Origin of the sequence: Pseudomonas sp. MD330_10 (assembly GCF_042610415.1) — a bacterium.
In the GTDB taxonomy this organism is placed as follows: Bacteria; Pseudomonadota; Gammaproteobacteria; order Pseudomonadales; family Pseudomonadaceae; genus Aquipseudomonas; species Aquipseudomonas rhodesiae.
In genome coordinates this window covers 349,554-374,720 of sequence record NZ_JBHGZU010000005.1, presented here as the reverse complement: position 1 = coordinate 374,720, position 25,167 = coordinate 349,554, and the positions used below count along the sequence as shown (strand labels likewise).

At 60.0% G+C, this 25,167-nt stretch carries 23 protein-coding genes and 1 pseudogene; 13 read left to right on the top strand and 11 right to left on the bottom strand.

Annotated features, from left to right (window positions below; translation table 11 throughout):
- The first annotated feature begins 183 nt into the window (after positions 1 to 183).
- The 7 genes and pseudogenes from ACFZPT_RS11020 to ACFZPT_RS10990 all read left to right on the top strand — a co-directional run bounded on the left by ACFZPT_RS11020 (position 184) and on the right by ACFZPT_RS10990 (position 6,078).
- A pseudogene (locus tag ACFZPT_RS11020) lies at positions 184 to 1,845 on the top strand (OFA family MFS transporter).
- A 278-nt stretch (positions 1,846 to 2,123) separates the two neighbouring features.
- On the top strand, positions 2,124 to 2,717 hold the full coding sequence (gene hisB, locus ACFZPT_RS11015; protein WP_034095434.1) for an imidazoleglycerol-phosphate dehydratase HisB: 594 nt from the start codon (positions 2,124 to 2,126) through the stop codon (positions 2,715 to 2,717).
- Positions 2,717 to 3,355 (top strand): imidazole glycerol phosphate synthase subunit HisH, encoded by a 639-nt coding sequence (gene hisH, locus ACFZPT_RS11010; RefSeq protein ID WP_034095435.1) that lies wholly within the window; start codon positions 2,717 to 2,719, stop codon positions 3,353 to 3,355. Before hisB ends, hisH begins: the two co-directional genes overlap by 1 nt.
- Positions 3,356 to 3,613 (top strand): DUF2164 domain-containing protein, encoded by a 258-nt coding sequence (locus ACFZPT_RS11005; protein WP_034095436.1) that lies wholly within the window; start codon positions 3,356 to 3,358, stop codon positions 3,611 to 3,613.
- Positions 3,614 to 3,652: 39 nt separating this feature from the next.
- Positions 3,653 to 4,402, top strand: coding sequence for a 1-(5-phosphoribosyl)-5-[(5-phosphoribosylamino)methylideneamino]imidazole-4-carboxamide isomerase (gene hisA, locus ACFZPT_RS11000; protein ID WP_034095437.1), 750 nt, complete (start codon positions 3,653 to 3,655; stop codon positions 4,400 to 4,402).
- 83 nt (positions 4,403 to 4,485) lie between these two features.
- Entirely contained in the window at positions 4,486 to 5,256 is a 771-nt protein-coding gene (hisF, locus tag ACFZPT_RS10995; protein ID WP_003171107.1) for an imidazole glycerol phosphate synthase subunit HisF, read from the top strand.
- A gap of 66 nt (positions 5,257 to 5,322) precedes the next feature.
- Positions 5,323 to 6,078: an ABC transporter substrate-binding protein gene (locus ACFZPT_RS10990; protein WP_034095438.1), complete on the top strand. Its 756-nt coding sequence runs from the start codon at positions 5,323 to 5,325 to the stop codon at positions 6,076 to 6,078.
- A gap of 72 nt (positions 6,079 to 6,150) precedes the next feature.
- Here ACFZPT_RS10990 and ACFZPT_RS10985 read toward each other — a convergent pair whose 3' ends face one another.
- From ACFZPT_RS10985 to gpmI, 5 genes are all read right to left on the bottom strand, one after another.
- Positions 6,151 to 7,731, bottom strand: a complete 1,581-nt coding sequence (locus tag ACFZPT_RS10985) for a trypsin-like peptidase domain-containing protein (RefSeq protein ID WP_047881458.1) — start codon at positions 7,729 to 7,731, stop codon at positions 6,151 to 6,153.
- Between the two features lie 65 nt (positions 7,732 to 7,796).
- Positions 7,797 to 8,582, bottom strand: coding sequence for a divergent polysaccharide deacetylase family protein (locus ACFZPT_RS10980; RefSeq protein WP_034095440.1), 786 nt, complete (start codon positions 8,580 to 8,582; stop codon positions 7,797 to 7,799).
- A gap of 1 nt (position 8,583) precedes the next feature.
- Positions 8,584 to 9,900, bottom strand: a complete 1,317-nt coding sequence (locus tag ACFZPT_RS10975; RefSeq protein WP_034095441.1) for a S41 family peptidase — start codon at positions 9,898 to 9,900, stop codon at positions 8,584 to 8,586.
- 31 nt (positions 9,901 to 9,931) lie between these two features.
- A complete protein-coding gene (locus ACFZPT_RS10970; RefSeq protein WP_034095442.1) occupies positions 9,932 to 11,227 on the bottom strand; it encodes a murein hydrolase activator EnvC in 1,296 nt (431 codons plus the stop codon).
- A gap of 186 nt (positions 11,228 to 11,413) precedes the next feature.
- Positions 11,414 to 12,940 carry a 2,3-bisphosphoglycerate-independent phosphoglycerate mutase gene (gene gpmI / locus ACFZPT_RS10965; RefSeq protein WP_099313018.1) on the bottom strand — a complete coding sequence of 509 codons (1,527 nt, stop codon included), beginning with the start codon at positions 12,938 to 12,940 and terminating at the stop codon, positions 11,414 to 11,416.
- 151 nt (positions 12,941 to 13,091) lie between these two features.
- On the opposite strand from gpmI, the gene ACFZPT_RS10960 reads away from it, so the two are divergent.
- From ACFZPT_RS10960 to secB, 3 genes are read left to right on the top strand one after another with little or no spacing between them, the layout of a single operon-like run.
- Positions 13,092 to 13,505 (top strand): rhodanese-like domain-containing protein, encoded by a 414-nt coding sequence (locus tag ACFZPT_RS10960; protein WP_034095444.1) that lies wholly within the window; start codon positions 13,092 to 13,094, stop codon positions 13,503 to 13,505.
- A 1-nt stretch (position 13,506) separates the two neighbouring features.
- Positions 13,507 to 13,761 carry a glutaredoxin 3 gene (grxC, locus tag ACFZPT_RS10955; protein WP_034095445.1) on the top strand — a complete coding sequence of 85 codons (255 nt, stop codon included), beginning with the start codon at positions 13,507 to 13,509 and terminating at the stop codon, positions 13,759 to 13,761.
- A gap of 42 nt (positions 13,762 to 13,803) precedes the next feature.
- A complete protein-coding gene (gene secB / locus ACFZPT_RS10950) occupies positions 13,804 to 14,283 on the top strand; it encodes a protein-export chaperone SecB (RefSeq protein WP_014716520.1) in 480 nt (159 codons plus the stop codon).
- A gap of 126 nt (positions 14,284 to 14,409) precedes the next feature.
- Here the strand turns inward: secB and ACFZPT_RS10945 are convergent, their stop codons facing one another.
- Complete coding sequence (locus tag ACFZPT_RS10945; protein ID WP_034095446.1) at positions 14,410 to 14,865, bottom strand: tRNA (cytidine(34)-2'-O)-methyltransferase; 456 nt, start codon at positions 14,863 to 14,865, stop codon at positions 14,410 to 14,412.
- Between ACFZPT_RS10945 and ACFZPT_RS10940 the strand changes: the two genes are divergently transcribed.
- Positions 14,864 to 15,304, top strand: coding sequence for a hypothetical protein (locus ACFZPT_RS10940; protein WP_034095447.1), 441 nt, complete (start codon positions 14,864 to 14,866; stop codon positions 15,302 to 15,304). The genes ACFZPT_RS10945 and ACFZPT_RS10940 overlap by 2 nt on opposite strands.
- 444 nt (positions 15,305 to 15,748) lie before the next feature.
- On the opposite strand, the gene ntrC is transcribed toward ACFZPT_RS10940, so the two are convergent.
- The 5 genes from ntrC to glnA form a co-directional block, all read right to left on the bottom strand.
- Positions 15,749 to 17,185 (bottom strand): nitrogen regulation protein NR(I), encoded by a 1,437-nt coding sequence (gene ntrC, locus ACFZPT_RS10935; RefSeq protein ID WP_034095448.1) that lies wholly within the window; start codon positions 17,183 to 17,185, stop codon positions 15,749 to 15,751.
- Entirely contained in the window at positions 17,182 to 18,267 is a 1,086-nt protein-coding gene (gene glnL / locus ACFZPT_RS10930; RefSeq protein ID WP_034095449.1) for a nitrogen regulation protein NR(II), read from the bottom strand. The genes ntrC and glnL overlap by 4 nt, the downstream gene beginning before the upstream one ends.
- Before the next feature lie 290 nt (positions 18,268 to 18,557).
- A complete protein-coding gene (locus ACFZPT_RS10925; RefSeq protein ID WP_099313019.1) occupies positions 18,558 to 18,983 on the bottom strand; it encodes a cupin domain-containing protein in 426 nt (141 codons plus the stop codon).
- Positions 18,984 to 19,077: 94 nt separating this feature from the next.
- Positions 19,078 to 19,623, bottom strand: coding sequence for a chorismate mutase (locus tag ACFZPT_RS10920; protein ID WP_099313020.1), 546 nt, complete (start codon positions 19,621 to 19,623; stop codon positions 19,078 to 19,080).
- 205 nt (positions 19,624 to 19,828) lie between these two features.
- Positions 19,829 to 21,235 (bottom strand): glutamate--ammonia ligase, encoded by a 1,407-nt coding sequence (gene glnA / locus ACFZPT_RS10915; protein ID WP_034095452.1) that lies wholly within the window; start codon positions 21,233 to 21,235, stop codon positions 19,829 to 19,831.
- 334 nt (positions 21,236 to 21,569) lie between these two features.
- Here glnA and thiI point away from each other — a divergent pair, with 334 nt between their 5' ends.
- Entirely contained in the window at positions 21,570 to 23,024 is a 1,455-nt protein-coding gene (thiI, locus tag ACFZPT_RS10910; RefSeq protein WP_034095453.1) for a tRNA uracil 4-sulfurtransferase ThiI, read from the top strand.
- Positions 23,025 to 23,163: 139 nt separating this feature from the next.
- Positions 23,164 to 24,984: a translational GTPase TypA gene (typA, locus tag ACFZPT_RS10905; protein WP_016972267.1), complete on the top strand. Its 1,821-nt coding sequence runs from the start codon at positions 23,164 to 23,166 to the stop codon at positions 24,982 to 24,984.
- The last annotated feature ends 183 nt before the right edge of the window (positions 24,985 to 25,167 follow it).

The window sequence follows — 25,167 nt, the reverse complement described above, 5'->3', positions numbered from 1 at the left end:
GGTGATGGCATTTTGGTTTTTGTCGCGCTTTTAGATGCTAATCTCTGCGCGTTCGTCTGCCTTCTGCGACGTATCGTCGCGCCAAAATGGAGTTTCACTCAATAAAACGGCCACGCTTTGCGTGCAAGGCCGATGGGGGAAGCGCGCCTGACGGACGCATACCAATAACTGGGGGAAACACTAATGAGCACTCGCACTGCGGCCGCTTCTACAGCCGCACAGCCTGCGTTCCTGTCCAAGGAGCGCATTATCGCCAAGCCCGGGTTCAACCGCTGGCTGGTCCCGCCGGCCGCCCTGGCCATTCACCTGTGCATCGGCATGGCCTACGGTTTTTCGGTGTTCTGGCTGCCGCTGTCTAAGGCGCTGGGTATCACCGCACCGGTTGCCTGCGCGCCGGACATGAGTTTCATCGCCCAAGTCTTCTCGTCTCAATGCGACTGGCCTATCTCGATGCTGGGCTGGATCTACACCCTGTTCTTTATCTTCCTGGGCTGCTCGGCAGCGATCTGGGGCGGCTGGCTTGAGCACGCCGGACCGCGCAAGGCTGGTGTGGTATCGGCGCTGTGCTGATGCGGCGGCCTGCTGATCTCGGCGTTGGGGATTTATACCCACCAGATCTGGTTGATGTGGATCGGTTCCGGCGTCATCGGCGGTATCGGCCTGGGCCTGGGGTATATCTCGCCCGTCTCGACCTTGATCAAGTGGTTCCCGGACAAGCGCGGCATGGCCACCGGCATGGCGATCATGGGCTTCGGCGGCGGCGCGATGGTCGGTGCGCCGCTGGCTGCGGCATTGATGGGCCATTTCGCTTCGCCCACCAGCGTGGGCGTTTGGCAAAGCTTCCTGGTGATGGCTGCGATCTATTTCGTGTTCATGATCGGTGGCGCGCTGTCCTACCGCGTTCCGCCGACCGGTTGGAAGCCTGAGGGCTGGACCGCGCCGGCGAAAAAAGCCAGCAACGCGATGATCACCCACCGTCACGTACACGTGAACGTGGCGTGGAAGACCCCGCAATTTCGTCTGGTGTGGCTGGTGCTGTGCCTGAACGTTTCGGCAGGTATCGGCATCCTCGGCATGGCATCGCCGCTGCTGCAGGAAGTGTTCGGCGGCAAGCTGCTGGGCGTGGATGTGCCCTTCGGTCAGCTGGATGCCGGGCAACTGGCGTCCATCGCGGCCATCGCTGCGGGCTTCACCGGTCTGTTGAGCCTGTTCAACATTGGTGGCCGGTTCTTCTGGGCGTCGTTTTCCGACTACCTGGGCCGTAAAAACACCTACTTCGTGTTCTTCGCTCTGGGTTTCGCCCTGTACGCGCTGATCCCGAACCTGGGGCATCTGGGCAACGTATCGCTGTTCGTGGCGGCGTTCTGCATCATCCTATCGATGTACGGCGGTGGTTTTGCCACCGTGCCGGCATACCTGGCCGACTTGTTCGGCACCCAAATGGTCGGCGCGATCCACGGTCGTCTGCTGACCGCCTGGGCGGCGGCCGGTGTGCTCGGCCCGGTGCTGGTGAACTACCTGCGTGAATATCAACTGAGCATCGGCGTCGAGCGCGCCGCGGCCTATGACATCACCTTGTACATTCTCGCCGGCCTGCTGGTACTGGGCTTTATCTGCAACCTGCTGGTGCGCCCTGTGGCCGACAAGTACTTCATGACCGACGCCGAACTGGCCGCCGAACAGGCGCTGGGCCATGACAAAGGTGCTGATGCCAGCACTTCCCTGGAGTGGAAGGCGTCTGCCGGTAGCAAGCCATTGGCTATCGCTGCGTGGCTGGTGGTAGGTATTCCGCTGGCGTGGGGTGTGTGGGTGACCCTGCAGAAGACCGCAGTACTGTTCCACTGACACCTTTATGAGGGGGCTCGGTTCCGGTGGGAGCCGGGCTCGCCCGCGATGGCATCACTGCGGTCAGTTGAATGGCCCCAGGTAGTTGCATCGCAGGCAGCCAGCTCCCACATTCCCATCAGAAGATATCCCTTCAGCGCCCCATTCTGGGGCGCCCGCTTGTCTGCACATGTCTAACACAGACACTCCATCAGTCTTATCCCCTTCGATGTTTCTGTTTAGCGCCCGCGCCCCTATAATGGCTGCCTTTTTCGCCCAATGATTTTGCGGAGCTGGTGATGGCCGAACGTATGGCGTCCGTCGAGCGCGACACTCTGGAAACCCAGATCAAAGCCTCGATCAACCTGGATGGCACCGGAAAGGCCCGATTTGATATCGGTGTACCTTTTCTTGAGCACATGCTGGACCAGATCGCCCGTCACGGGCTGATCGACCTGGATATCGTCTGCAAGGGCGACCTGCACATCGACGACCACCACACCGTGGAAGACGTGGGCATCACCCTCGGCCAGGCGTTTGCCAAGGCCATCGGCGATAAGAAAGGTATCCGTCGCTACGGCCATGCCTATGTGCCGCTGGACGAAGCGCTGTCGCGCGTGGTCATCGACTTCTCCGGCCGCCCGGGCCTGCAGATGCACGTGCCCTACACCCGCGCCACCGTAGGTGGCTTCGACGTCGACCTGTTCCAGGAATTCTTCCAGGGTTTCGTCAACCACGCCCTGGTCAGCCTGCACATCGACAACCTGCGCGGCACCAACACCCACCACCAGATCGAAACCGTGTTCAAGGCCTTCGGCCGCGCCCTGCGCATGGCCGTGGAGCTGGACGAGCGCATGGCTGGGCAAATGCCATCGACCAAGGGCGTTCTGTAATGCAGACGGTCGCGGTTATCGATTACGGCATGGGTAACCTGCACTCGGTGGCCAAGGCCCTCGAACATGTAGGTGCCGGCAAGGTGCTGATCACCAGCGATGCCAAAGTTATTCGCGAGGCCGACCGGGTGGTGTTCCCCGGCGTCGGTGCGATTCGCGATTGCATGGCCGAGATCCGCCGCCTGGGCTTTGACAGCCTGGTGCGCGAAGTCAGCCAGGACCGGCCGTTCCTCGGCATCTGTGTGGGCATGCAAGCCTTGCTCGAACGCAGCGAAGAGAACGACGGCGTCGACTGCATCGGTCTGTTTCCTGGCCAGGTGAAGTTCTTCGGCAAAGACCTGCATGAAGACGGTGCCCATCTCAAGGTCCCGCACATGGGCTGGAACCAAGTCAGCCAGACCGTGGACCATCCGCTGTGGCACGACATCCCCGACATGGCGCGCTTTTACTTCGTGCATAGCTACTACATTGCCGCCGGTAACCCGCGTCAGGTAGTGGGTGGCGGGCACTACGGCGTCGACTTCGCTGCGGCGCTGGCCGAAGGCTCGCGTTTTGCCGTGCAGTTCCACCCGGAGAAAAGCCATACCCATGGCCTGCAATTGCTGCAGAACTTCGCCGCCTGGGATGGACGCTGGTAAATGGCCAGGAAGCCGAAGCCGCCGATCTTGACCCTCACTCCCGAGCAGGAGAGTGAGGCTACCGTCAAGATCAAGCGCTTCATGGAGGATCGCTTCGAGCTCAAGTTGGGCTCGTTCGAGGTCGCCGAGATCCTTGAGTTGTTCACTAACGAAGTGGCACCGCACTATTACAACAGGGCGATTTTCGATACGCAGACGCTCCTTAAAGAAAGGTTCGAAAGCATCGAAAGCGACCTGTGGTCGCTTGAGAAACCCTGATTTCCCAAGCATTGCTGAATATCGAATAAGGTTTGCCAGATGCTGATTATCCCCGCTATCGATCTCAAGGACGGCGCCTGCGTACGTCTGCGTCAAGGCCGCATGGAAGACTCCACCGTGTTCTCCGATGACCCGGTCAGCATGGCTGCCAAATGGGTGGAAGGGGGCTGCCGTCGTCTGCATCTGGTGGACCTGAACGGCGCCTTCGAGGGCCAGCCGGTCAATGGTGAAGTGGTTACCGCGATCGCCAAGCGCTACCCGAACCTGCCGATCCAGATCGGCGGCGGCATCCGCTCCCTGGAAACCATCGAGCATTACGTCAAAGCCGGCGTGAGCTACGTGATCATCGGCACCAAGGCCGTGAAAGACCCGGCCTTCGTTGCCGAAGCCTGCCGCGCGTTTCCCGGCAAAGTGATCGTGGGCCTGGATGCCAAGGACGGTTTCGTCGCCACCGACGGCTGGGCGGAAATCAGCACCGTGCAGGTGATCGACCTGGCCAAGCAGTTCGAAGCCGATGGCGTGTCCGCCATCGTCTACACCGACATCGCCAAAGACGGCATGATGCAGGGCTGCAATGTGCCGTTCACCGCCGCATTGGCTGCGGCCACGCGCATCCCGGTGATCGCTTCGGGCGGCATTCACAACCTGGGCGATATCAAGTCGCTGCTGGACGCCAAGGCCCCCGGCATCATCGGCGCGATCACCGGCCGTGCGATCTATGAGGGCACGCTGGACGTGGCTGAAGCTCAGGCTTTTTGTGATAGCTACGCGGCCAGCTCCAAGTCGTAAGCTGCAAGCTGCAAGTAAAAGCAGATCTGCTTCTACTTGCAGCTTATAGCTCAAAGCTTGCAACTCTTATTGGAGATAAGCCCATGGCTTTAGCCAAGCGCATCATCCCTTGCCTGGACGTCGACAACGGTCGCGTGGTCAAGGGCGTCAAGTTCGAGAACATCCGTGACGCCGGCGACCCGGTGGAAATCGCCCGTCGCTACGATGAGCAAGGTGCCGACGAGATTACTTTTCTCGATATCACCGCCAGCGTCGACGGCCGCGACACCACCCTGCACACCGTCGAACGCATGGCCAGCCAGGTGTTTATCCCGCTGACCGTGGGCGGCGGCGTGCGCACCGTGCAAGACATCCGCAACCTGCTCAATGCCGGCGCGGACAAGGTGTCGATCAATACCGCGGCGGTGTTCAACCCGGAATTCGTCGGCGAAGCCGCGCAGCACTTCGGCTCGCAATGCATCGTGGTGGCCATCGACGCCAAGAAAGTTTCCGGCCCGGGCGAAACCCCGCGCTGGGAGATCTTCACCCACGGCGGCCGCAAGCCCACCGGGCTCGACGCGGTGGAGTGGGCGATGAAAATGGAAGGCCTGGGCGCCGGTGAAATCCTGTTGACCAGCATGGATCAGGACGGCATGAAAAACGGCTTCGACCTGGGCGTGACCCGTGCCATCAGTGACGCGCTGGGCATTCCGGTGATCGCCTCCGGCGGTGTCGGCAACCTGCAACACCTGGCCGATGGCGTCATCGAAGGCCACGCCAGCGCGGTGCTTGCGGCGAGTATTTTCCACTTCGGCGAATACACTGTCCCTGAGGCCAAAGCCTACATGGCGGCACGCGGTATCGTCGTCCGCTAAACGTTGCTGGACACCATGGCAGGCGCGCGGCACTCTCTGCGCTTGCCATGGATTTCGGTAACCTTCATGTTCAAACACCTGCTGCTCACCCTCGCCAGTACTTGCGCCCTGTTGGCCGGTTCGGCCTACGCCGAAGAGGCGCCTGGCACCTCCCTGGTGCTGCTCACGGAAAATTTCCCGCCTTACAACATGGCGAAAAACGGCAAGAACTTCGCCAAGGACGAGAACATCGAAGGCATCGCCGTGGACATCGTGCGCGAGACCTTCAAGCGCGCGGGCATTTCCTACAACCTCACCCTGCGTTTTCCTTGGGAGCGGATCTATAAACTCGCCCTGGAAAATCCTGGTTACGGTGTGTTCGTGATGGCGCGTCTGCCGGACCGCGAAGCGCTGTTCAAATGGGTCGGCCCCATCGGCCCCGATGATTGGGTGCTACTGGCAAAGGCAGACAGCAAGATTCAGCTCGATGAACTGGGGCAGGCCCGGCGCTACAAGATCGGTGCCTACAAAGGCGATGCCATTGCCGAGACCCTGGAGAAGCAAGGTCTCAACCCCGTAGTGGTGCTACGGGATCAAGACAATGCGCAAAAACTGCTGGAGGGCCAGATCGACCTGTGGGCCACCGGTGATCCGGCCGGGCGCTACCTGGCGCGTCAGGTGGGGGTGACAGGGCTCAAGACAGTGCTGCGTTTCAACAGTGCTCAGCTGTACCTGGCCTTGAATAAAAACGTGCCCGATGACGTCGTCGCCAAGCTGCAAGCTGCACTGGATCAGTTGCGCAAAGACGGCGTGGTCAGCGAGATCATGGGGCGTTACCTCTAGCTACACCTGCCTGCGGTGTTGGCCTTTGTTGTTCCACTTGGAGATTGCCTTACCCGTTTTGTGGTTGGGTGATTAGCGCGGCTTGAGCAGGTCCACGCGCAGGGTCGACGGCTGATCCGCCTGGTCAAACGCATAGGTGCAGATCTTGTACGGCGTGCTCCAGGCATTGATGAGCTGAGCGTACTTTTCCTGAGAACCATCGGCAGCGTCATTGGGGGCGTAGAACAGATCGATGATGTCATCGTCTTCAGCCGGAACGGGTTCAGGGATGTTGTAGTAATCAACAGGCCGCAGGCAATCGGTGGTGGCGGCCGGACCATATTTGTAGGTGTAGCGACTCATAAAGGGAGGGGCCAGGTTCCAGATAACCGTGTAGGCCGCCGAACCTTGTTTATCCAAGCTAATTGTCAGGTTGGGTGTGCGTGCCGGTCCAGGTTCGGCTAGTTCTACCGCCAGGGTCAGGGCGTTTCTCATCATGCCATGGGTGGTCCGCTGATCGGCGGAACTCACACCGACGATACACAACATGTGCATGCCGGTTTGCGGTCCGATGGGATCCTTCACTAAGGCGTCTGCCGCGCTGATGGGCGCGCTGTAGGACACCGGATTTTCGCAATCAATCGCGCGGCGAGTGGTTTTGTATCGATAGAACGGTGTGTTGACGGTGAACGCCAGGTTCCACCGCGGCACGATGTTCTGCTGTCGGCTGCCGGTTTTTTTCAGGAAGTATTGCTGGATAGGCTCAGGGTTCCTGAACGTAATGGACGTGGTCGGGTATAGCTCGCAGTGTTCGTCGTCGGCCTTGAGCATGCCATCGACGAAACACGCATTCAGAAAGGTCACCGGGCTGCCGTAGTTGGTATCCGGGTGCCAGAGGGGCATGCCATTCTGGATTTCACAGGGGGCGTCGCGTTGGCATTTGCGCTCCTCGGGCTGGCCGGCGGTGCTGGTGCTGAGGACGCCGAACAGGGTATTGGTGGCGCGGTCGAGCAAGGGCCCGCCGAAACCGCCGAGGCCGATGTTCTTGCATTGGTTCTTCATGGTGACGCGCCATACGAACGGTTGCTCCACCAATTCCTGTGAGACCTGTTGACTGCAAGCGGATAGATGCAAGGTGTCCCATTCCGGCGCAGCCAAGGCGAGAATGTCATCCCCCGTAGCCGGGACTTGGCTGGCCAGCTTCAGCGGGGTGATGCCGGCTTTAATTAAATCGGCCAGTGACGCCTGCAACTCAATGATCGCCAAGTCCACACCTTGGCTGCTGCCCCATTTCAAGGTTTTGAGGGGAAAGGTCTTGATGGTTTCGAGGGTGTCGTCAAAGTAATTGAAGCTGATATTGCCCTTGATCGGCAGATCCCGCTGCACGGCGCCGTTGAGGCGATGCAGGCAGTGGCTGCTGGTCAGCACATAGGCCGGCCCGGATATGCCTTCGGCGCTGCGAGTGTCCAGTAGGCTGGCGGTGCAGAGGGTTTGGTTTTCGTTTCTGATGCGACCCACGCCGCTCCAATGATCGTGCTGATGCTGTGCATTGCTCAGCAAGCGGGCTGAGTGGTGGTTGACCAGGCCCTCGCCGAAATCCTTGGGTGCGGCATACAGCAAGCCGCTGAGGCTACCGAGCAGCAGCCCCGAAATAACCACGCTGATGGTGTTCATGAAATGCCCTTGAAGAGTGAACGGAGGGTTCACTATTCAGGACCGGGAAGCGCGACGAGCTGTAGTTATCTAGGGGCCGGCCGGTAAGTGCCGTCTCGACCGTGGCCTGCCATCGCACGGTTGCTACGCACGCTGATCATCGACTTGATATCGATCCACTCGACGCCCTGAGCCTTGAGCTTGGGCAGCTCACGTTCCAGCACCGCCAGGGTTTGTGGATAAGGGTGGCCGATCATCACCGCCGAGCCCTGTTTGTGGGCGAGCTTGATCGCGGTTTGCAACTGCGTGGTGATGGCCGCTTCGGTGCGTTCGTCGTCGAGAAACACATCCCGCGAGACACTGGCCAGGCCGATTTTCTGTGCTTCGGCGGCGGCCACGGTTTGTGCGCTGGTGCGACTGTCGACGAAGAACTTGTGGCGCCGTTGCAATTCACCCATCAACCAGGCCATGGCCTGCGGTTGGGCGGTCATGCGGCTGCCCATGTGGTTATTGATGCCAGCGGTAAACGGCACAGCGTCGAACGCAGCCTCCAAGCGTTTGCCGAGTTCTTCGATCGGTAGCTCCGGGTGCCAGGCGAACGGGCCCGTGGCCGGGTCCATGGGCATGTGCAGGATCACGATCTTGCCGGCCTTGTGCGCTTCGCGGGCGAATTCGGCGGCGTGGGGCGTGTCGGGCATGATCGCGGTGGTCACGGGGCCGGGCAGGGCCAGCACGCGACGATCCCTGGGCAGGTTCTGCCCGAGGTCATCGATGATGAGGGTCAGGTAGGCTTTGTGTGTCTGGCTGGCAGGCGTCGCATGGGCGACGCCTGCCAGGCTGCACAGCACGGCGATGATCAGGGCAAAACGCATATCAACGGCTGCGCGTGATGCTCAAGCCCTTGAGCAGGCTCAGCGCCTGGGCCAGTTGGTAATCATCGTCCTGGGGCATCGGCTTGGCTTTGGCGCCGCTGCCGGTCGGCTGATCGGCGCCGCCGTTGCCATTGCCCAGGTGACCTTGCAGGTCGGCCTCTTTGTAATACTCGCTGTCGATCTCGTTGGTGATCTTGGCTTTGCGCACTTCGATGTCCGGCACGATGCCCTGGGCCTGGATCGAACGGCCGTTCGGCGTGTAGTACAGCGCGGTGGTGATCTTCAGGGCGCGCTCATTGTTCAGCGGCAGCACGGTCTGTACCGAGCCTTTGCCGAAGCTGGTGGTGCCCATCAGCACGCCGCGTTTCTGGTCTTGCAGAGCGCCGGCGACGATCTCCGAGGCCGAGGCACTGCCGCCGTTGATCAGCACGGCCAATGGCACGTTCTCGCTGAGGTCGTTACCGGTGGCCGAGAAGCGCAGCTCGGAGTTGGCGATACGGCCCTTGGTGTACACGATCAACCCTTTGGTGATGAAGTGGTCCACCACTTCCACCGCCGACTGTAAGACGCCGCCGGGGTTATTGCGCAGGTCGAGCACAATGCCGTTGAGTTTCTTGCCGTTGTCCTTGCGCAGCTTGGCCAGGGCCTTGGCTACTTCGTCGCCGGTCTTGACTTGGAACTGGGTGATGCGGATGTAGCCGTAGCCCGACTCCAGCAACTGGCTCTTCACGCTCTTGACCGTGATGGTCGCGCGGGTCAGCGTCACGTCGAACGGGTTACCGCCGTCGCGCACCAGGGTCAGGGTGATTTTCTGGCCGATCTTGCCGCGCATCTTGTCGACGGCTTCGGTCATGCTCTGGCCGCGGGTCGGCTGACCATTGATCTTGACGATAAAGTCGCCGGCCTGGATGCCGGCCTTGGAAGCAGGGGTGTCGTCGATCGGCGAGACCACTTTGATATTGCCGTCTTCGGAGCCGACCTCAATGCCCAGGCCACCGAATTCACCGCTGGTGCTCTCCTGCAGCTCGGCGAAATCTTCCGGGCCCAGGTAGGCGGAGTGTGGGTCGAGGTTGCTGAGCATGCCCTTGATGGCATTTTCCAGCAGGGTCTTGTCGTCCACGGGTTCAACGTAGGCTGCCTTGATCCGGTCCATGACCTCGGCGAACGTGCGCAGCTCATCCAGCGGCAACGGCGCCTTGGTGGTCGCGGCCGTGGCGGCGGGTGCAGCCGGAGCGGCCTGGTCGGCCAAAGCCAGAGGCGCGCCGATCACCAGAGCGATCGTCAGGGCCAGCGAAGTGAGGCGGGACAAATGCAGCATGTCGAACGAACTCCTAATGTAGATGCGACCCTTATCCTTGGGTTCTGCACCATTGTGCGGGATCGCTCGGGCGACCCTGCTGACGAATAGCGAAGTACAGCGCCGGGGTGTCCTGGCCGCCACTGTTACCGACAGTGGAGATGGACTCACCGGCTTTTACAACATCACCTGCCGACTTGAGTAATGTCTGATTGTGGCCGTAAAGGCTCAAATAGCCATTGCCGTGGTCGAGAATCACCAACAAACCGGCGCCGCGCAACCAATCGGCAAACACCACGCGCCCGCCGTGTACGGCGTGGACCGGGCTGCCGGCGGCGGCGCTGATCATCACCCCGTCCCATTTGGCGCGGGTGTCATCGCCACGGGTTTCCCCAAAGCGTGCCAATAGTCGACCATCAACTGGCCATGGAAGTTTGCCTCGCGCCGAAGCAAAGGGGCCGCCGAAGGACTCGCCGGCGCTGGAAACCAGTGGCCCCGGCGCTGTATGTGCCGGTTTGCGGGGTGCCGGAGCGTCGGTGGTGGCCGCCAGTTCAGCTTCGCGCTGACGCTTTTTTTCCGCTTCCTGCTGGGCGATCAGGGCTTTTTGCCGCGCTTCTTCGGCCTCGCGCGCCTGGCGGGCCAGGGTCTCTTCGATGGTCTTTAGTACTTTGGCCAGGTCGGCCTGGTCCTGCTCGCGGGCCTGCAACTTGGCATCGCGGGCTTTTACGTCGTCGTTGAGCTTGGCCAGCGCCAGTTGGCGTTCCTTGCGAACCTTGTCCAGTTCGTCGCGCTGGGCATTGAGGCTGCTTTTCTGGTCCTCCAGCTGAGACTGCTGGTTGGCGATTTCCTGCTCCACGTTCACCAACTGGCGCAGGGTCTCGTTGAAGCTTTTCAATTGCTCCAGACGGGCCTTGCTCAGGTAATCGTAATAGGTAAGGGTGCGCGCGAATTTTTCCGGGTTTTGCTGGTTGAGCAGCAGCTTGAGGTACTCCTGGCGGCCGCTCTGGTAAGCGGCGCGGGCCTGGATCGCGATCAGGCGTTGCTGTTCAACGCGTGCGCTCTGGAGTTTTTTTTTCTCAGCGTCGAGTCGCTCCAGTTCCGACTCGCTCTTCTTTAGTTCTTTTTGCAACTCCTGGACTTGCTTCTCCAGCTTGCCCATTTCGGTTTCTGTACCGCGCAGGTCCTTTTGCACTCCGGATTTTTCTTCCTGGAGTTTGCCAAGCAGCTTCTTCAGCTCGGCAATGTCCTGACGCGTAGCGTCCAACTGTTGTTGGGTTTGTGCGCGCTCGTCGGCAAACGCCGGTTGGAGCAGGCAGACAAGAACAAGGGTAATCAAGGCGCGAAGCATAGAGGCGGGCGACACCAGGGGAAAGGGACGGCCTAGTATGCCCGCCAAGCGCTGCAAAAAAAACGCCCAATTCGGGCAAGCGGACAAGATAGGCGCCGAGTGGCGGTGGTATGGCAAAAAGATATCTGCCAAACACTTAAAAGCCAGTGTGGGAGGGGGAAAGCCCTCTCACACTGTTTGTTTGGATCAGACCAGGATTGAGGTGCCAGTCATCTCTTTGGGCTTCTCCAACCCCATCAGCATCAGCATGGTCGGTGCCACATCCGCCAGCACGCCGCCTTTACGCACTTTGAAATCGCGCTTGCCGACGTAGATGAACGGCACGGGCTCGGTGGTGTGGGCGGTGTGAGCCTGGCCGGTGGATTCGTCGGACATCTGCTCGCAGTTGCCGTGGTCCGCCGTGATCAGCGCTTCGCCGCCGACTTTTTCCAGGGCGTCGACGATGCGGCCGACGCAGGTATCCAGGCATTCCACCGCCTTGGTTGCGGCTTCCAGGTTGCCGCTATGGCCGACCATGTCCCCGTTGGCGTAGTTGACCACGATCACGTCGTAACGCTGGTGGTCGATGGCGTCGACGATTTTGTCGGTGACTTCCGGTGCGCTCATTTCCGGCTGCAGATCGTAGGTGGCGACTTTCGGCGATGGAATCAGGATGCGCTCTTCGCCTGGGAACGGTTCTTCACGACCGCCGGAGAAGAAGAAGGTCACGTGAGCGTATTTCTCGGTTTCAGCGATACGCAGTTGGGTCTTGCCGTTTTTCGCCAGGTAGTCGCCAAGCACGTTGTCCAGGCTGCCCGGCGCGAAAGCTGCGGGGGCGGGAATGCTGGCGGCGTATTGGGTCAGGCCGACGTATTGCACTTTCGGCTGGCGGGCCCGTTCGAATTCCTTGAAGTCGTCTTCAACGAATACGCGGCTCAGCTCGCGGGCACGGTCGGCACGGAAGTTCATGAACACCACGGCATCGCCGTCTTCGACTTTGACCGGCTCGCCGATGGTGGTGGCCTTGACGAACTCATCGCTCTCGCCGCGGGCGTAGGCGGCTTCGAGACCTTCCTGGGCGGTGGCGGCGTTGAACTCGGCCTGGCCGTCGACGATCAGGTTGTAGGCTTGGGAGACGCGGTCCCAGCGATTGTCGCGGTCCATGGCGAAGTAACGGCCGATCAGGCTGGCGATGCGGCCCTTGCCCAGCGCGGTAAAGGTGGCATCCAGCAGTTCGATGGACGATTGCGCGCTTTTAGGTGGTGTGTCGCGACCGTCGAGGAAGGCGTGCAGGTAAATCTTATCGGCGCCGCGCTTAAAGGCCAGTTCGGCCATGGCCACCAAATGGTCCTGATGGCTGTGCACGCCGCCGTCGGACAGCAGACCCATGAAGTGCACGGCCTTGCCGGCCGCGACTGCTTTATCCACCGCCGCGCAGATGGTCGGGTTCTCGAAGAACTCGCCATCGCGGATCGCTTTGGTCACGCGGGTGAAGTCCTGATAGACCACTCGTCCGGCGCCGAGATTCATGTGGCCGACTTCCGAGTTGCCCATCTGGCCGTCCGGCAGGCCCACGTCCATGCCCGAACCGGAAATCAGGCCGTTGGGTACGCTGGCCGTGAGGCGGTCGAGGACGGGCTTGTTAGCCGCGTATACGGCGTTGTCGTGGTGGCTTTCACTGTGTCCGAAGCCATCGAGAATTATCAGGACCAAAGGTTTAGGCGTGGTAGTCATAGATCCTCTCGCGGCGTTAATAAAGGAAGGCAATTGAAAAGGGAGTGGCAGTTTAAAGCGAAGTTCCGAGCACGTCACCGCTTTACGGGGGTTGGCCCCCCCTGGCGGCTGTGTATACTTACCGCCATTTTAACGCCCTGGAACCTCCTTGATGGTTGATCACCTGATTGCATTTGCCACTGCCCATTATCTGCTCGTGGGTGCCTTTGTCATTCTGCTGGCGCTGCTGATCGCTCATGAAATGAGCCGTGGTGGCCGCAGCCTGAGCACGTCGGAACTGACCGCACTGGTCAACAAGGATGAGGCCGTTGTGGTGGATATCCGCCCGGCCAAGGATTTCGCCACCGGCCATATCGTCGGCGCATTGAACATCCCCCAGGACAAGCTGATCGCCCGCCTGGCCGAGCTGGAAAAGCACAAGGCCAAGACCATCATCCTGGTCGACGCCCAGGGCCAGCACGCCGGTACCCATGCCCGCGAGATGCTCAAGAGCGGCTTCACCGCCGCCAAGCTCTCCGGTGGCATCAGCAGCTGGCGCGCCGATAACCTGCCGCTGGTGAAGTGATATGAGCCAGGTCGTCGTATATTCCAGCGATTGGTGCCCGTACTGCATGCGGGCCAAGGCCCTGCTTGAGAAGAAGGGCGTTGCGTTCGAAGAGATCAAGGTCGACGGTAAGCCCCAGGTGCGTGCCGAAATGGCCCAGAAAGCGGGGCGTACGTCCGTGCCGCAGATCTGGATCGGCACCCAGCACGTCGGTGGTTGCGATGACCTGTTTGCTTTGGAGCGCGCCGGTAAACTCGATGCGCTGCTGGCCGCCTGACTCCCAAACCCTTAAAGACCCCAAGATAGAGAAGGATCTGCGATGACTGATCAACAGAACACCGAAGCAGCAGAAGCCCAAGGCCCGCAATTCTCGCTGCAACGGATCTATGTGCGTGACCTGTCCTTCGAAGCGCCGAAAAGCCCGGCCATCTTCCGTCAGGAGTGGACACCAAGCGTTGCCCTGGACCTGAACACCCGTCAGAAAGCCCTGGAAGGCGACTTCCACGAAGTGGTGCTGACCCTGTCGGTTACCGTCAAGAACGGCGAAGAAGTGGCTTTTATCGCTGAAGTGCAACAGGCCGGTATCTTCCTGATCCAAGGCCTGGACGAAGCTTCCATGAGCCACACGTTGGGTGCGTTCTGCCCGAACATCCTGTTCCCGTACGCTCGCGAGACCCTGGACAGCCTGGTGACCCGTGGTTCGTTCCCCGCATTGATGCTGGCGCCGGTGAACTTCGATGCCCTATACGCGCAAGAGCTGCAGCGCATGCAGCAGGAAGGCGCGCCGACGGTTCAGTAATCTGTAACCGACGCAGCACCCAATGTGGGAGGGGGCTTGCCCCCGATTGCGGTGGATCAGTCACACATAAGTTGACTGACACTTCGCCATCGGGGGGCAAGCCCCCTCCCACATTTGTTTTGTGTATTACTTGAAACCGAGTTGGCGCCAGCCTTCATAGACCGCCACGGCGACGGTATTGGACAGGTTCAGGCTGCGGCAGCCCTCGCGCATCGGCAGGCGCAGGCGATGGCCGTCGGGCAGGGCGTCGAGCACGTCGGCGGGCAAGCCACGGCTTTCCGGACCGAACAGAAACGCGTCGCCTTCGGCAAAACTGGCATCATGAAATGGGCGCGAGCCTTTGGTGGTAAACGCGAACAGCCGTGGATGGCCGAGGCTTTCCAGGCAACTGGCCAAATCGGCATGGCGCTTGAGGGTGGCGTACTCGTGGTAGTCCAGTCCCGCGCGACGCAGACGCTTGTCGTCCATGTCAAAGCCCAGGGGCTCGATCAAATGCAGGTGGCAGCCACTGTTGGCGCACAGCCTGATAACGTTGCCGGTATTCGGCGGAATTTCTGGTTGAAAAAGGATGACGTGAAACATGCACGGCTCCGAAGGCAAAGATGCGCTGCATTCTACCCCCGAAGAGGATCCAAGGCCGAAGCTATTGCCGAGGGTTATGGGGTCATTGGCGATTGTCGGCTTGATGGTGGGCCTGATGATCGGCCGCCTGACCATTCCCGACCCGGTTGAGTTGCAGCAGGTCGAAACGGCGCCGGACGGCGTGGTGGTGTGGTTCAACAGTGAGCCCCAACTGCACGGCGAACATATCGACGGCACCGTGGCGCTGTTATTCGACGCCCAGGGCAAGGCTGCCAGTGGGCAGCTCAAGGTCAACGATAAGGACGTGAATTGGCGCATTCGCAAGACCGATGGTGGCTTGCTGCTGAACCTGGTGGCGGCGCGGCCGTTGCGCGGAGAGTGGAAAGGCGCTGAGGTCGACGGCCGCTGGCGGCTGGAGATCCATCTCCAAGGGCAATAAAAGAGGGAGTTCCCGGCCTGCCTGTACCAGGGCTCCCAAAACAGGGTGAAGCCGTAAAGGCTTCGGCGTTAAAGAGGGGATTCTCGGCCTGCCTGTACCAAGGTCCCCGAAACTGGGTAGTACCAGGGTTATTGCAGGGCGCGTGCCAGAGTTTGCAATTTTCCCCAAAAAATCATGCCGAAAAGCGCAAAGCCCCGGAATTCGGGGCTTTGGCGGTTTAAGCTCAGCAGCGGTGTTTAGCGGCGGTGGTGTTCAGGCGCTCGTGTCGGTGCCCGATGCCGGTTCATGGTGCATTGAATCGGTGCACGACCCTGAAGCTCTGTGACGGTCAAAATGTGGCAGGGGGCTTGCCCCCGATGGCGGTGTATCAGGCACAGAGGTTGTGACTGACCTACTGCTATCGGGGGCAAGCCCCCTCCACATTAGACCTCGGTAGATTGGAGATCAGGCGTCGTCGCCCTCGTCATCGTCCCCACCATCCACCTTCATGCCCAGTTCCTTGATCTTGCGCGTCAAGGTATTGCGCCCCCAACCCAGCAATACAGCGGCATCGCGGCGGCGACCGGCGGTGTGCTTGAGGGCGGTTTCGATCATGATCCGTTCGAAGGCCGGCACGGCGCTGTCCAGCAGGTTCGACTGGCCGCGTGCCAGGGCCTGGTCGGCCCATTGGCGCAGGGCCTGTTCCCAGTTGGTCACCGGCGCGGAGTCCTGCGGCAGGCTCAGCAGCTCCGGGGGCAAGTCGCTGATGTGCACTTCGCGCCCGGACGCCATCACCGTGATCCAACGGCAGGTGTTCTCCAATTGGCGCACGTTGCCGGGCCATGGCAGGTTTTTCAGGTATTCCTCGGTCTCGCTCTTGAGCAGCTTCGGCTCGACGGCCAGTTCCTGGGCGGCGCGGCTGAGGAAGTGACGGGCGAGGGTCGGGATGTCTTCGCGACGATCCGACATGCGTGGGATATGGATGCGGATCACATTGAGGCGGTGGAACAAGTCCTCACGGAATTTGCCCGCGTGCACCAGGGTTTCCAGGTTCTGGTGGGTGGCGGCGATGATTCGCACATCGACCTTCACCGGGGTGTGCCCGCCAACACGGTAGAACTCCCCATCGGCCAGCACGCGCAGTAAGCGGGTCTGGGTGTCGGCCGGCATGTCGCCGATCTCGTCGAGGAATAGGGTGCCGCCGTCGGCCTGTTCGAAGCGACCGCGACGCAGGTTGGCCGCGCCGGTGAAGGCGCCTTTTTCGTGGCCGAACAGTTCCGACTCCATCAAATCCTTCGGAATCGCCGCCATGTTCAAGGCGATAAACGGCGAGGCCGCCCGTGGGCTGTGACGATGCAGGGCGTGGGCCACCAACTCTTTACCGGTACCCGATTCGCCGTTGATCAACACGGTGATGTTGGAATGACTCAAGCGCCCGATAGCGCGAAACACTTCTTGCATCGCCGGCGCTTCGCCGATGATTTCCGGGGTGCGCGTCAGTGTCGGCGGCGCTTCCTGGTTCTGCTGTTCCTGGGCGTGCTGGTTGGCGCGCTTGACCAGCGCCACGGCCTCGTCCACATCGAAAGGCTTGGGCAGGTATTCAAATGCGCCGCCCTGATAGGACGCCACGGCGCTGTCCAAGTCGGAGTGGGCGGTCATGATGATCACCGGCAGGCGCGGGTGCTGCTCGCGAATCCGCGCCAGCAGGTCGAGGCCGCTGGCGCCGGGCATGCGGATATCGGAGATGATCACATCGGGTTGCTGGCGCGCCAGGCGGCTCATCACGCCGTCGGCGCTGTCGAAGCTCTGGGTGGTCATGCCTTCCTGTTGCAAGGCTTTCTCCAGGACCCAGCGGATAGAACGGTCGTCATCGACGATCCACACAGTTTCACTACGGCTCATGTCGATGGGGCTCCTTGTTCCAGTGGCAGAAAGATCGAGAACGTGGTGTGGCCGGGATGGCTCTCACATTCGATCAGGCCCTGGTGCTGGCTGATGATGTTCTGGGTGATGGACAGGCCCAGCCCGGTACCGTCCGGACGGCCGCTGACCATGGGAAAGAAAATGGTTTCCTGCAGTTCCGCAGGAATGCCCGGGCCGTTGTCGATGATTTCGACTTTAGTCACCAGGCGATGGCGCACGTGGCCAATAGTGAACTGACGCAGGGCGCGGGTACGCAGGCAGATGCGGCCCAGGCGCAGTTCGTTCTGACTGCTGATGGCCTGCATGGCATTGCGCACAATATTGAGCACTGCCTGGATCATCTGCTCGCGGTCGATCAACACGTCGGGGATGCTTGGGTCGTAGTCGCGCACCAAGGTGATGCAGCCCTGGCTTTCGGCTTCGACCAGTTGGCAGACGCGCTCCAGCACTTCGTGCACGTTGGTCAGCGCCAGCGACGGCAACTTGTTGGAGCCGAGCATGCGATCCACCAGATTACGCAGGCGGTCGGCTTCTTCGATGATGACGTTGGTGTAGTCCTTGAGGTTCTCGTCCGGCAGCTCGCGGGCCAGTAACTGCGCCGCGCCACGGATTCCGCCGAGTGGGTTCTTGATCTCATGGGCCAAGCCGCGCACCAGCATCTTGCTGGTTTCCTGCTTGGACAGCTGCGCTTCCTCTTTGGTAATGCGCAGCAGGCGATCGCGGGGGTGTACTTCAAGCAGCAGCAGCGTGGCGCCGTTGCTCAGGATCGGGGTTACGGCGTAGTCGACGGTGAGGGTCTGGCCGGTAAGGGCGGTGAGCATCGCTTCGCGCTTGGTGAAGGGGTGCGCCTGTTCAACCGCCTGGCGCAACGAACTCAAGGCCTCGGCCGACTCGGTGAACAATTCGCTGATGAACTGCCCATGGCTGCGCTGGCCGCTGATGGCCAGGAGCATTTCCGCCGCCGGGTTCATGTACTCAAGACGTAGATCGTCATTGAGCAGGATGGTCGCGGTGGTCAGGTTGTCGAGTAGCAAACGGTGCAGTGCATCGCTGATGGTCATCAGGACCTCTTTTGGAGCAAGGCGCGGGCTTGAGGCACACGCTGATACCAAGAAAATGCAAAAACCAAACCAAGGCTCCGAAAAGAAGCGCGCAGGCCCTGAAATAAGGGTTTTTGGCGCGAAACTGTGGCGTTCTGCCAGCTTTATCGTGAAGTTTCGAACCAAAATGGGTTTTCGGATTGGGTAGGGTGCAACTTGTTGCACCAATATAGTGCGAATTGATGACGTTTGTTCAGCAAGCGTGAAGGCAGGATCGTTTGGGGCAAACGATCCTGCGATGCATAAGGCGGTCAGTGGGTTTGCGAAAGCGGTATACCGGGGCTACCGGCATAGAACACCAGCAGTTCGACCGGCGTGTCGCCCGTACTGCCGCGATGCTCGATGCCCACCATTTCGGCCAGCGTATCGCCTTGGCGCAATGTGCGGGTGGCACCGCTCTCACGGGCTTCGACCTGCAATTCGCCGGAAAGGATATACGCCGCGTTGGGTATGGGATGGGTGTGCCACGGCAATTGGGTATTGGCCGGGATATTGAGGCGTATCAGGGTCAACTGTGGAGCGCCCGAAGGGTAAGCCGTGTAAGGCGTGCCGTCCCATGACTCGTTGCTTTGCAGCAGTAACTCGGTTTTGATGGGGGCCGTATTCGGTTGTGGGGTGGTGCAGCCGAGCGCGGACAAGCACGCGGCTGCAGCGATCAAGCCGTTGAAGGATTTCATGGGGCCATCCTGTGTGGTCAATGACCCGCCAGGCTAGGGTTAGCCCCCAATCGGAAGATGCCGGAAACTGCCTAGGATGAGGTAGTCCACGTATTTATTTGCTGGCAGGCGCCTGGAGGCATAGCTCGCCAGTGGCGCGGGCTCTTGCTATCTGCATCAAGGGCTCGTGCAGTGGCTCGTGAATCGCCCTGGCCACCCATTGAGGGCATTGCGGGTTGTTACGCTGTGGGGCGAAGTCGGCTAATTGCTGCAAGAGGCGTTTTTGCAGCTGATCCAGCTGCGGGCGGATTTTACCCACCAAGTCCGGGCGTGGCAGATCCGGGGCCTTGCCCATGAACTGCCAGTCGGACAAGCGCGTGTATTGCACGAGTTTGTTGGCCTCGATCTGCGCGGCGAAAAACTGCTCGGCAACGGCGGGGTCGAGTTTGTAGCTGGGCGCCTGGGCGGCGACGCTGGCGAGCACTTCCTGTTCGCGCTGTTTATCTTCTACCGGCTTTTTGCTGTCCCATTTGCTCAGCGCGACCTGGTCGGCGATGGCCAGGCGTTCGGTGATGCTGTTGAGTAAAGGTTCCAGGCCGGGCGGCGCAGCGCTGGCGCTGGCGCTGACCAATAACAAAGCGAACACAAGTCGACGTTTCAAGGCTGATCTCCTTGTGGGAGGGGCTACATCCGATGGCAGAGTGTCAGTCAGCACCTGTATCAGCTGATCCACCGCTATCGGGAGCAAGCTCCCTCCCACCTTTTTGATTGGGTTTGCAGATACGGAGCTATGTAATGTCCGGGCAAAAAAAAGACCTCCCGAAGGAGGCCTTTTTCATCGCGCTACGTCAAGCAGCGCAACCGGATCAGCAGCTGTAGTACAGCTCGTATTCCAGTGGGTGTACGAAGGTGCGTACTTTGATTTCTTCTTCGCTTTTCAGGGCGATGTAGGCATCGATAAAGTCGTCGCTGAACACGCCGCCTTTGGTCAGGAACGCACGGCCCTTGTCCAGCTCTTCCAGGGCTTCTTTCAGGCTGCCGCACACTTGTGGGATCTCTTTGGCCTCTTCAGGCGGCAGGTCGTACAAGTTTTTGTCGGCGGCGTCGCCAGGGTGGATCTTGTTCTGGATGCCGTCCAGGCCAGCCATCAGCAGGGCGGCAAAGCCCAGGTATGGGTTGGCTGCCGGATCCGGGAAGCGAGCTTCGATACGGCGAGCGCGAGGGCTGGACACGTAAGGAATACGGATCGAAGCCGAACGGTTGCGAGCCGAGTAGGCCAGCATTACAGGTGCTTCGAAACCTGGGACCAGACGCTTGTAGGAGTTGGTCGATGGGTTGGTGAAGCCGTTCAGGGCCTTACCGTGCTTGATGATGCCGCCGATGAAGTACAGGGCGGTGTCGGACAGGCCGGCATAACCTTCGCCAGCGAAGGTGTTCTTGCCATCTTTGGCGATGGACAGGTGAACGTGCATACCCGAACCGTTATCGCCGTACAGAGGCTTAGGCATGAAGGTAGCGGTACGGCCGTAAGCTACGGCAGTGTTGTGCACGCAGTATTTCAGGGTCTGAACTTCGTCAGCCTTGGCCACCAGGGTGTTGAACTTCACACCGATTTCGTTCTGGCCGGCAGTGGCCACTTCGTGGTGGTGCACTTCGATGACCAGGCCCATGTCTTCCATGGCGTTGCACATGGCGGTACGGATTTCGTGGTCGTGGTCGAATGGCGGAACTGGGAAGTAGCCACCTTTGATACCTGGACGGTGGCCATGGTTGCCGCCTTCCACGTCCTGGTCGGACATCCACGAACCTTGTTCGGAGTAGATTTTGAACATGGAGCCGGAGATGTCGGATTTGAACTTCACTTCGTCGAAGATGAAGAACTCTGGCTCCGGGCCTACGAATACGGTGTCACCGATACCGGTGGACTTGAGGTATTCCTCGGCACGCTTGGCGATCGCACGTGGGTCGCGGTCGTAGCCTTGCATGGTCGAAGGCTCGATTACGTCGCATACCAGGATCAGGGTCGGCTCTTCGGTGAATGGGTCCAGCACGGCAGTGCTGTCGTCCGGCATCAGGATCATGTCGGAGGCTTCGATGCCTTTCCAGCCAGCAATGGAGGAACCGTCGAACATTTTGCCTTCTTCGAAGAAAGCTTCATCCAGCGCGTCGCGAGCCGGCATGGTCACGTGGTGCTGAGTGCCTTTGGTGTCCGTGAAGCGCAGATCAATCCATTTAACGTCATGATCTTTGATGAGTTGAACCGACTTCGACATAGTGTCCTCCGGGTGGCTTCGGGCTGGGGTAGTGGAGTTAGCCCTTAGAATGTGGGTGATGCCGGCGCGGATACTCCGCCATGGCAACCTGCCTCACAAGAGAGCAAATTGCATGCCAGTGCGCCAACATGGGTTTTCTGTTCCAAAAACGCCCCTATAAAGGTGCATTGCGACAAAACTGCAAAAACAGCGCACCGCAATGTGGCGCGGCTCGCGTTAAACGCACTGCTTTAGTGCGTGGCGGTTGAAGTGCATATTAACTGGTTAAACCTTGAGCGATTTCCGCTATAATCCGCGCCCCCCTTTTTCGGCAGGCCCTGCGCGCGCTGTTTCCATGAAATTAATCGTTAAAGTCTTCCCCGAGATCACCATCAAAAGCCGACCGGTACGGACGCGTTTCATCCGTCAGTTGGCCAAGAACATCCGTGCCGTGCTCCGCGATCTGGACCCGGCTGTGGTGGTGAACGGCGTGTGGGACAACCTCGAACTGGAAACCCGTGTTACCGACCCCAAAGCCTTGAAGGATATGACCGAACGCCTGAGCTGCATGCCGGGCATCGCGCATTTTCTGCAGGTGGACGAATACCCGCTCGGCGACTTCGACGACATCACCGAGAAGTGCAAACGGCACTACGGCAGCTCGCTGGAAGGCAAGATTTTTTCTGTGCGCTGCAAGCGTGCCGGCAAGCATCCGTTCAGCTCGATGGACGTCGAGAAATACGTCGGCAGCAAGCTGCGTCGCGAGTGCGGCGCCGCCGGAATCTCCCTGAAAGCGCCGCAAATTGAAGTGCGCATGGAAATTCGCGACCAACGGTTGTTTGTGATCCACAGCCAGCACAACAGCATCGGCGGTTACCCGCTGGGCGCCCTGGAACAGACCCTGGTATTGATGTCCGGCGGTTTCGATTCCACGGTGGCGGCCTACCAGATCATGCGCCGCGGCCTGATGAGCCACTTCTGCTTCTTCAACCTGGGCGGGCGTGCACATGAATTGGGCGTGATGGAAGTCGCGCACTATATCTGGAAGAAATACGGCAGCTCCCAGCGTGTGCTATTTGTGAGCGTGCCGTTCGAGGAAGTGCTGGGAGAAATTCTCGGCAAAGTCGATAACAGTCATATGGGCGTAGTATTGAAGCGTATGATGTTGCGCGCTGCGTCCCGAATTGCCGATCAATTGCAGATCGACGCGCTGGTGACCGGTGAAGCGATTTCCCAGGTGTCCAGCCAGACTCTGCCCAACCTGTCGATCATCGACTGCGTCACCGAGAAGCTGGTGTTGCGTCCGCTGATCGCCAGTCACAAGCAGGACATCATCGACCTGGCAGAGCAAATCGGCACCGCCGACTTTGCCAAACATATGCCGGAGTACTGCGGGGTCATTTCGGTGAACCCCAAGACCCACGCCAAGCGTCACCGCGTGGAGCATGAAGAGAAAGAATTCGACATGGCGATTCTGGAGCGTGCGCTCGAGAACGCCAAACTGGTCCCGATCGATCGCGTGATCGACGAGTTGGGCCAGGATGTGCAGATCGAAGAAGTCAGCGAAGCCCTGGCCGGCCAGATCGTCATCGACATCCGTCACCCGGATGCCGCCGAGGACGAGCCGCTGGAGATTCCTGGCATCGACGTACAAACGCTGCCGTTCTATGCATTGAACGCGCGTTTCAAGGAACTGGATAACAGCCGTCAGTACCTGTTGTATTGCGACAAAGGCGTCATGAGTCGCCTGCATGCTCACCATTTGCTCAGTGAGGGGCATGCCAATGTGCGCGTTTATCGACCGAGCTAAGAGCCCGGGGCTGTTTGCCTGTGGCCTGCGTCACCGGCCCCCCGACTCTGCCGTCAAGCTGTAACGGCAAGGCCTGACTCTACTGTTAATCGCTGCCACGACCTGACAGCACACCGAATCCTCTGATCGAGATACACAAGTGATCGAAAATCTACGTAACATCGCCATCATTGCTCACGTTGACCATGGTAAGACCACCCTGGTAGACAAACTCCTGCGTCAATCCGGCACCCTGGAGCGCAACGAGCTCAACGACGAGCGCGTGATGGACTCCAACGACCAGGAAAAAGAGCGCGGTATTACCATCCTGGCGAAAAACACCGCCATCAACTGGAACGGCTACCACATCAACATCGTGGACACCCCGGGCCACGCCGACTTCGGCGGCGAAGTAGAACGCGTAATGTCGATGGTCGACTCCGTGCTGCTGCTGGTTGACGCTCAAGACGGCCCTATGCCGCAAACCCGTTTCGTGACCAAGAAGGCGTTCGAAGCCGGCCTGCGTCCGATCGTGTGCATCAACAAGGTTGACCGTCCAGGCGCGCGTCCGGACTGGGTTCTGGACCAGATCTTCGACCTGTTCGACAACCTGGGTGCCACCGAAGAACAGCTGGACTTCAAAGTCGTCTACGCCTCGGCCCTGAACGGCATTGCCGGTCTGGACCACAACGACATGGCCGAAGACATGACCCCGCTGTACCAGTCGATCGTCGACAACGTACCAGCACCGGCTGTTGACCGTGACGGCGCGTTCCAGATGCAGATCTCCGCACTGGACTACAACAGCTTCCTGGGTGTTATCGGCGTTGGCCGTATCGCTCGTGGTCGCGTCAAGCCGAACACCCCGGTTGTGGCTATCGGCGCCGACGGCAAGAAGCGCAATGGTCGTATCCTGAAGCTGATGGGTCACCACGGCCTGCACCGCATCGACGTCGAAGAAGCTGCAGCCGGCGACATCGTGTGCATCAGCGGTATGGACTCGCTGTTCATCTCCGACACCCTGTGCCACCCGGACACCGTAGAAGCGATGAAGCCGTTGACCGTCGACGAGCCAACCGTTTCCATGACCTTCCAGGTAAACGACTCGCCGTTCTGCGGTAAAGAAGGCAAGTTCGTGACCTCCCGTAACATCAAGGAGCGTCTGGACAAAGAGCTGCTGTACAACGTTGCACTGCGCGTTGAAGAAGGCGACTCGGCCGACAAGTTCAAGGTCTCCGGCCGTGGTGAGCTGCACCTCTCGGTACTGATCGAAACCATGCGTCGCGAAGGCTTCGAAATGGGTGTTGGTCGTCCGGAAGTGATCATCCGTCAAGTTGACGGCGTGAAGCAGGAACCGTTCGAAAACGTCACCATCGACACCCCTGAAGAATCCCAGGGCAAGGTCATGGAAGAGATGGGCCTGCGTAAGGGCGACCTGACCAACATGGTGCCGGATGGCAAAGGCCGTGTTCGTCTGGAGTACAACATCCCTGCTCGCGGTCTGATCGGTTTCCGTAACCAGTTCCTGACCCTGACCAACGGTGCTGGCATCCTGACCTCGATCTTCGATCGCTACGACACCATGAAGTCCGGCGACATGTCCGGTCGTCAGAACGGTGTTCTGGTTTCGGTTGAAACCGGCAAGGCGCTGACCTACTCCCTGGAAACTCTCCAGGCACGCGGCAAGCTGTTCGTTGAACACGGTCAAGAGATCTACAACGGTCAGATCGTTGGTCTGAACAGCCGTGACAACGACATGGGCGTCAACCCAACCAAAGGTAAGAAGCTCGACAACATGCGTGCTTCGGGTAAAGACGAAACCATCGCCCTGGTTCCACCTGTTCGCTTCACCCTGGAACAGGCCCTGGAATTCATCCAGGACGACGAGCTGTGCGAAGTCACGCCGAAGTCGATCCGCCTGCGTAAGAAGATCCTGGACGAAGGCGAGCGTACCCGCGCTGCCAAGAAAGCCAAGAACTGAGTTAACTCAGGCTGAATGAAAAACGCCCCCGGTCGAAAGGCCGGGGGCGTTTTTTTATGCCTGCAGATTTTGGGGTGGCTGTTCTGGCCTCATCGGGGGCAAGCCCCCTCCCACCTTTGAATGTGTTCACAGATCAAAATGTGGGAGGAGGCTTGCCCCCGATAGGGCCCTCAAGCCCCCCAC